The sequence below is a fragment of the Paraburkholderia sp. SIMBA_030 genome (assembly GCF_046535245.1).
Classification (GTDB): Bacteria; Pseudomonadota; Gammaproteobacteria; order Burkholderiales; family Burkholderiaceae; genus Paraburkholderia.
Genome location: NZ_JAWRXB010001388.1, coordinates 1 through 244, shown reverse-complemented (window position 1 = coordinate 244; position 244 = coordinate 1). Strand labels below are relative to the sequence as shown.

Here is a 244-nt window from a genome sequence, read left to right as displayed (position 1 = left end):
ATCGCTGGTGTGACTACGGGCGCATATGAGCAAGCAGGGCTCGATATCACCATTATCGAGCCAGATGACCACTATGATGGCTTTGCCGAATTACAGAACCAGAGCATCGATCTGCATGTCAATGAGCCTATCCATTTGTTCGAGCATTACGCGCCTAATCTACGCGCACTAGGCTGCTTTTTTGAGACCGATGGCGGCATATTGATGCAGCAGTCTAGTATGGATAAGCTCAAAAACAATCAAC

Annotated in this window: 1 protein-coding gene; it reads left to right on the top strand. The window is 48.0% G+C overall.

The genetic code is table 11. The features are described 5' to 3' along the window. Positions 1-244: hypothetical protein (locus SB772_RS44590; protein ID WP_410839101.1), on the top strand; the 244-nt coding region annotated here is incomplete at both ends.